This is a genomic window from Vibrio sp. 10N.222.52.C3 (assembly GCF_041474195.1).
Taxonomy (GTDB): domain Bacteria; phylum Pseudomonadota; class Gammaproteobacteria; order Enterobacterales; family Vibrionaceae; genus Vibrio; species Vibrio crassostreae_C.
Window position 1 is genome coordinate 35,905 of the sequence record NZ_JBFRTQ010000086.1, and the last position, 7,501, is coordinate 43,405.

The following is a 7,501-nucleotide window of genomic DNA, read 5'->3' on the forward strand; positions in this document are numbered from 1 at the left end:
TTAACTCGCTATTTTGTAAGTGAAAAGCAGCGTCTCATCCTAAAGTCTAATTGTGGAAATCGCCGTCCTAGCCGAGAGTGATAACACAAAGACGGTTCTGTAATAGACCTAGAAACTGAACACAAAGGAAGTTGCCAGTTCATTAGGAATGTAGGCACAAGGAGAGATGCAATGAGTGAAGCCCACGTTTATCCGGTAAAAGAAAATATTAAATCAACCACACACGCGGATAATGACACTTACCTAGCCATGTACCAGCAATCTGTTTCTGACCCTGAAGGCTTTTGGGGTGAACACGGAAAAATCGTTGATTGGATCAAACCTTTCACACAAGTAAAAAACACCTCTTTCGACCCTGGCCACATTGATATTCGCTGGTTTGAAGATGGCACGCTTAACGTTTCGGCTAACTGTATCGACCGCCACCTTGCTGAGCGCGGTGATGAAGTCGCTATCATCTGGGAAGGCGATGACCCGGCAGATGATAAAACTCTAACTTTTAATGAACTGCATAAAGAAGTGTGCCTGTTTTCGAATGCTCTAAAAGAGCAAGGCGTGCGCAAAGGTGATGTGGTTTGTTTATACATGCCAATGGTGCCAGAAGCGGCAGTAGCCATGCTGGCGTGTACCCGTATCGGTGCGGTTCACACAGTCGTATTTGGTGGTTTCTCACCAGAAGCACTGTCTGGTCGTATTATCGATTCAAATTCTAAAGTCGTTATCACTGCCGATGAAGGCGTGCGTGGCGGCCGTGCTGTTCCACTGAAAAAGAATGTCGATGAAGCACTGACGAACCCTGAAGTGAAAAACATCGAGAAGGTTGTTGTATTCAAACGCACTGGCGGTGATGTGGCATGGCACGAACATCGCGATGTGTGGTGGCACGATGCTATTGCTAATGTATCTGCAGATTGCCCACCAGAAGAGATGAACGCAGAAGATCCACTATTCATCCTTTATACGTCAGGCTCAACAGGTAAACCTAAAGGCGTTATGCACACCACAGGTGGCTACCTTGTTTATGCTGCGATGACCTTCAAATACGTATTCGATTACCAAGAAGGCGAGACTTTCTGGTGTACAGCCGATGTGGGTTGGATTACCGGTCACACATATCTTGTTTACGGACCGCTTGCTAATGGCGCAAAAACGATTCTGTTTGAAGGCGTGCCAAATTACCCGAACACCAGCCGCATGAGCGAAGTGGTCGATAAGCACCAAGTTAATATTCTTTATACGGCGCCAACGGCTATTCGTGCATTGATGGCGAAAGGCAATGAAGCCGTTGAAGGTACTTCTCGTGACAGCCTAAGAATCATGGGCTCAGTGGGTGAACCTATCAACCCAGAGGCGTGGGAGTGGTACTACAAAACAATCGGTAATGAGCAATCTCCAATTGTTGATACATGGTGGCAAACAGAAACGGGCGGTATCTTGATTGCACCGCTACCAGGCGCAACAGACCTGAAACCGGGCTCTGCAACTCGTCCATTCTTCGGTGTGCAACCGGCACTGGTTGATAACATGGGTAACATCATTGAGGGTGCAACAGACGGCAACCTAGTGATTCTTGACTCTTGGCCAGGCCAAATGCGTACCGTTCATGGCGATCATGACCGCTTCGAACAGACTTACTTCTCGACCTTTAAAGGCATGTACTTCACCAGTGACGGCGCTCGTCGTGATGAAGACGGTTACTACTGGATTACGGGGCGTGTCGATGATGTACTTAACGTATCAGGTCACCGTATGGGTACTGCTGAGATTGAATCGGCTCTAGTCGCGTTCGATAAGATTGCAGAAGCCGCGATTGTGGGCATCCCTCATGATATTAAAGGCCAAGCGATTTACGCTTACATCACGCTGAATGATGGTGAGTTCCCAACCGCAGAGCTTCATAAAGAAGTGAAAGACTGGGTACGTAAAGAGATTGGCCCAATTGCAACGCCAGATGTACTGCACTGGACCGACTCTCTACCAAAAACTCGTTCGGGTAAAATCATGCGTCGTATCCTGCGTAAAATCGCGACTGGCGATACAGGTAACCTAGGTGATACCTCGACACTGGCCGACCCAAGTGTGGTTGATAAGCTGATTGCCGAGAAAGCAGAACTGGCATAAGCAACCAGTCACAGCAGCTAATCACTGTTTAAAACAGCACTTTCTAAACCGTCACCTATGTGGCGGTTTTTTTATGGCTGATCTTGATCTCAAATATCCCGCCCCAAATTAAGGCTAAGACGCTTTTTTGTTAAGTTGGTAACAATTCCAAGCTGTATCAATAGGAGATTAGACCAGTAAATTGCTGCGATTTGCGCTGAATTAGCTATAATCTGGTTCTAATTTTTAAATTTGGGTTTTTCTCACTAGAAATTAACCGCAAATTTTCAATAAAATGGCAACATTCACGTTCGTAAACACGATAAAGGAAGATAGCCCCACGATGTCTACAAAGTTTCGCATTCTAGTTTTAAATGGCCCAAACCTTAACCTGTTAGGCCTTAGAGAGCCTGCACACTACGGTTCTCAAACACTTGACCAGATTATTAGCTCACTGACCGAGCAAGCGAAAGCACACGATGTTGAGCTATCTCACTTACAGTCAAATCGTGAGTACGAACTGATTGAAGCTATCCATAGTGCTTATCAAAATGTTGATTTTATTATTATCAACCCAGCAGCCTTTACACATACCAGTGTGGCACTGCGTGATGCACTACTTGGCGTTGCAATACCATTTATTGAGGTTCATCTATCGAATGTTCACGCGCGTGAACCATTCCGTCACCACTCTTACCTATCTGATAAAGCAGAAGGTGTGATTTGTGGCTTAGGTGCCCAAGGTTATCAATTTGCTTTGACCGCTGCGCTCAGCAAGCTCAACTCAAAGTAAACATAAACAACGAACTATTACTAACCTACTCAGTCATAGAGTAAGTTCAATTAACAGATAAAGAGAAAGAAACAATGGATATTCGCAAAATCAAAAAGCTAATCGAATTGGTTGAAGAGTCTGGTATTTCTGAGCTAGAAATCTCTGAAGGTGAAGAGTCAGTACGAATCAGTCGTAACAGCACTGCACCTGTAGCACCTGTTCAATATGCAGCTGCTCCAGCACCTGTAGCGGCAGCAGCTCCTGCGGCGGCACCTGTAGCAGCAGAAGCAGCAGCTCCTGCAGTTCCAGCTGGTCACCAAGTTCTTTCTCCAATGGTTGGTACTTTCTACGGCGCTCCAAGCCCAGACGCAAAACCATTCGTTAAAGTTGGTCAATCTGTAACTGCTGGCGAAACGCTATGTATCGTTGAAGCAATGAAAATGATGAACCAAATCGAAGCTGATAAATCTGGTGTTGTAACAGCTATCCTAGTTGAAGACGGTCAACCAGTAGAATTCGACCAAGCTCTAGTAATTATCGAATAATAGAGAGCACTCATTATGTTAGATAAATTAGTAATCGCGAACCGTGGTGAGATTGCACTACGTATTCTGCGTGCATGTAAAGAGCTTGGCATTAAAACGGTAGCGGTTCACTCAACTGCTGACCGTGACCTTAAGCACGTACTGCTTGCAGACGAAACCATTTGTATCGGTCCAGCTCGTGGTATCGATAGCTACCTAAACATCCCTCGTATCATCAGCGCAGCTGAAGTTACAGGTGCAGTAGCTGTTCACCCTGGCTACGGCTTCCTATCTGAAAATGCAGACTTTGCAGAACAGGTAGAGCGCAGTGGCTTTATCTTCGTTGGCCCTAAAGCTGAAACCATTCGCATGATGGGTGACAAAGTGTCAGCTATCACGTCAATGAAGAAAGCTGGCGTACCTTGTGTACCAGGTTCTGACGGCCCTCTTGACGACGACGAAGCAAAAAACAAAGCGCACGCTAAACGCATTGGCTTCCCAGTTATCATCAAGGCATCTGGCGGCGGCGGCGGTCGTGGTATGCGTGTTGTTCGTTCTGAAGCAGAATTAACAGAAGCTATCGCGATGACTCGTGCTGAAGCAAAAGCATGTTTCAACAACGACATGGTTTACATGGAGAAATTCCTAGAAAACCCACGTCACATTGAAGTACAAGTGCTTGCAGATGGCCAAGGTAATGCTATCCACCTAGGTGAGCGTGACTGTTCAATGCAACGTCGTCACCAGAAAGTTGTGGAAGAAGCGCCAGCTCCAGGTATCACTGAAGAGATGCGTAAGTACATTGGCGAACGTTGTACTCGTGCATGTATTGAGATCGGTTACCGCGGTGCAGGTACATTTGAATTCCTATACGAGAACGGTGAATTCTACTTCATCGAAATGAACACTCGTATCCAGGTTGAACACACGATTACTGAAATGGTAACGGGTATCGACCTAGTGAAAGAACAGCTACGTATTGCAGCTGGTCAGCCTCTATCATTCACTCAGGATGACATTAAGCTGCGTGGCCACTCAATCGAATGTCGTATCAATGCTGAAGATCCAGTTCGTTTCCTACCTTCACCAGGTAAGATTGAACGTTTCCACGCACCAGGCGGCATGGGCGTACGTTGGGAATCTCACATCTACACGGGTTACACAGTGCCACCACACTACGATTCAATGATTGGTAAGCTGATCACTTACGGTGAGAACCGTGATGTTGCTATCGCTCGTATGAAGAACGCATTGGGTGAAATGATTGTTGAAGGTATTAACGTTAATACTGAGCTTCAACTGTCTATTATGAACGACGAAAACTTCCAACACGGTGGTGCAAACATCCACTACCTTGAGAAGAAACTTGGTTTGTCATAATCCGTTCGTTTAAGAACAGTCAAAATGCTCACTTCGGTGAGCATTTTTGTTTTTGAACCGCCGAAAAAATCAATCTTTAATCCCCATTATATTCCGTGGGGTTTTGGTGAATTTGCTCATATTTTCTGCTAGACTCGCCATCCAATTTTTCTCATATAGAAGATGCAGCCATGCCTTGGATTCAAATCAAGCTTAATGCTACCAATGAAAATGCCGAACAAATCGGCGACATGTTAATGGAAGAGACTGGTGCTCTTTCTGTAACTTTCCTGGATGCACAAGATACCCCTGTATTTGAGCCTCTGCCAGGCGAAACTCGCCTTTGGGGTGATACTGACATTCTCGCGCTTTACGACGCTGAGACTGATACTGGTGTCGTTCTAGCGCAGATTAAAGCAAGCAACATGTTCCCTGCAGACTTTGCTCATAAAGTAGAGCAAATTGAAGACAAGGATTGGGAGCGTGAATGGATGGACAACTTCCACCCAATGAAGTTTGGTGAGCGTTTATGGATCTGCCCTAGCTGGCGCGATATCCCTGAACCTGACGCTGTTAACGTAATGCTAGACCCTGGCCTTGCATTTGGTACAGGTACTCACCCGACAACGGCATTGTGTCTTGAGTGGCTTGAAGGCTTAGACCTTGCAGGCAAAACCGTGATCGACTTCGGTTGTGGCTCAGGCATCCTAGCGATCGCTGCGATCAAACTAGGCGCAGCAAAAGTTATCGGGATCGACATTGATCCTCAAGCTCTGCTTGCATCAAAAGACAACGCACAACGCAATGGCGTTGCTGAGCAACTAGAGGTGTTCTTGCCACAAGATCAACCGGAAGGTTTGCTAGCAGACGTTGTTGTTGCCAACATTCTTGCGGGTCCATTACGCGACCTTTCTGGCATCATCAAGGGCCTAGTTAAGCCAAATGGTGTACTTGCGATGTCGGGTGTTTTAGATACACAAGCAGAAGATGTTGCCACTTATTATCGTGATGAGCTTCACATTGATCCGATCATCGAACAACAAGAATGGTGTCGAATCTCAGGTCGCAAGCAAGGCTAGACAAGACTTTGGGCGCTAATTGACTGAAATTTAAACAAATTACAAAAACAAATTGTAAATGCTCAAATATTAGTCTTTTCACGCAGCGAAAAAATGCGTAAAATGCGCGCCCTTGCTGGTACAGAACTGTGATGACATTTTTGAAAATCGGAAATTATCAACTTAAGAACAATCTAATCGTCGCTCCTATGGCTGGCGTAACGGATAGACCATTCCGTGAGTTGTGTCTTCGTTACGGTGCGGGGATGGCAGTCAGTGAAATGATGTCCTCCAATCCGAAAGTTTGGAAAACGTCAAAGTCTCAGCAGCGTATGGTACATGAAGGCGAATCGGGCATTCGTTCAGTACAAATCGCTGGTGCAGATCCACAGCTTATGGCCGAGGCTGCTCAATTTAATGTCGATAACGGTGCGCAAATCATCGATATCAACATGGGTTGTCCAGCCAAAAAAGTGAATAAGAAGCTTGCGGGCTCAGCCTTACTGCAGCATCCAGAACTCATTGAAGACATTCTGAAAGCGGTGGTAAATGCTGTCGACGTTCCAGTAACGTTGAAAACGCGCACAGGCTGGGATACAGACAATAGAAACTGTGTCCAAATCGCGAAAATAGCCGAAGACTGCGGCATACAAGCTCTTGCGCTCCATGGAAGAACTCGCGCTTGTATGTACAAAGGTGAGGCAGAATACAAACACATTAAAGCAGCGAAACAAGCAGTATCTATTCCGGTTATCGCTAACGGTGATATCGATAGTCCGGAAAAAGCGAAGTTTGTGCTGGAGTACACCGGCGCTGATGCTTTAATGATAGGTCGACCTGCCCAAGGACGTCCTTGGATTTTTAACGAAATCCTACACTATTTGGAAAACGGCACCACGATGGACCCACTCCCGATTTCGGAAGTGAAAGACATCATGCTTGGTCATGTGCACGCTCTACATGAATTTTATGGAGAGTTTTTAGGCCCTCGCATCGCTCGTAAGCATGTGGGTTGGTATCTAAAAGAACATGAACAAGCGAGTGAGTTTCGCCGTACCTTCAACGCATTCGAAGCAGGTGATCTGCAGCTTGAAGCGCTAGAAGGTTTTTTTGATAACGTTGCACCATAATTACGAGAAGAGCTAGACCGAATATGTTCGAACAAAATCTGACTTCAGAAGCATTGACAGTAACTACAGTTACATCACAAGACCAAATCACGCAGAAGCCACTACGTGACTCAGTTAAAGCATCATTGAAAAATTACCTTGCTCAATTAAACGGTCAAGAAGTCAGCGAGTTATACGAATTAGTATTAGCTGAAGTTGAACAGCCACTACTAGACACTATCATGCAGTACACTCGCGGTAACCAAACTCGCGCAGCAACCATGATGGGTATTAACCGCGGTACTCTTCGCAAGAAACTTAAAAAATACGGCATGAACTAGGCTAAATAGCCCTCAAGCCTTATATACAAAGGGATTGTGTAGTCACTCACAATCCCTTTATTACATCAAACACCCTACTACACCCCCCAACATACAAAATCACCCCATTAGAAATGATCATCCCTTAGCCCGTCTGTGTGTGCTCATACAGATAATTAGGCACCTATAAGAAACCAGACACGTATAAGAAGATAGTAAGAAAATAGAGTAAAAAGGGTCTATATAAGGCTATATG

The 7,501-nt window shown here is 45.5% G+C and carries 7 protein-coding genes; all 7 read left to right on the forward strand.

Features of this window, described 5'->3' with window-relative positions; all coding sequences use genetic code 11:
• The first annotated feature begins 171 nt into the window (after nucleotides 1-171).
• Entirely contained in the window at nucleotides 172-2,121 is a 1,950-nt protein-coding gene (acs, locus tag AB4517_RS14115) for an acetate--CoA ligase (protein WP_009844693.1), read from the forward strand.
• Between the two features lie 322 nt (nucleotides 2,122-2,443).
• Nucleotides 2,444-2,893 carry a type II 3-dehydroquinate dehydratase gene (gene aroQ / locus AB4517_RS14120; protein WP_010435475.1) on the forward strand — a complete coding sequence of 150 codons (450 nt, stop codon included), beginning with the start codon at nucleotides 2,444-2,446 and terminating at the stop codon, nucleotides 2,891-2,893.
• Between the two features lie 74 nt (nucleotides 2,894-2,967).
• The gene (gene accB, locus AB4517_RS14125) at nucleotides 2,968-3,420 is read left to right on the forward strand and encodes an acetyl-CoA carboxylase biotin carboxyl carrier protein (protein ID WP_017062707.1); all 453 of its coding nucleotides are present in this window, start codon (nucleotides 2,968-2,970) and stop codon (nucleotides 3,418-3,420) included.
• A gap of 15 nt (nucleotides 3,421-3,435) precedes the next feature.
• A complete protein-coding gene (gene accC, locus AB4517_RS14130; RefSeq protein WP_017062706.1) occupies nucleotides 3,436-4,779 on the forward strand; it encodes an acetyl-CoA carboxylase biotin carboxylase subunit in 1,344 nt (447 codons plus the stop codon).
• Between the two features lie 170 nt (nucleotides 4,780-4,949).
• Entirely contained in the window at nucleotides 4,950-5,837 is an 888-nt protein-coding gene (prmA, locus tag AB4517_RS14135) for a 50S ribosomal protein L11 methyltransferase (protein WP_017055901.1), read from the forward strand.
• A 140-nt stretch (nucleotides 5,838-5,977) separates the two neighbouring features.
• A complete protein-coding gene (gene dusB, locus AB4517_RS14140) occupies nucleotides 5,978-6,946 on the forward strand; it encodes a tRNA dihydrouridine synthase DusB (RefSeq protein ID WP_032546269.1) in 969 nt (322 codons plus the stop codon).
• A 23-nt stretch (nucleotides 6,947-6,969) separates the two neighbouring features.
• Nucleotides 6,970-7,266 carry a DNA-binding transcriptional regulator Fis gene (fis, locus tag AB4517_RS14145; protein ID WP_004729744.1) on the forward strand — a complete coding sequence of 99 codons (297 nt, stop codon included), beginning with the start codon at nucleotides 6,970-6,972 and terminating at the stop codon, nucleotides 7,264-7,266.
• Nucleotides 7,267-7,501 lie beyond the last annotated feature (235 nt).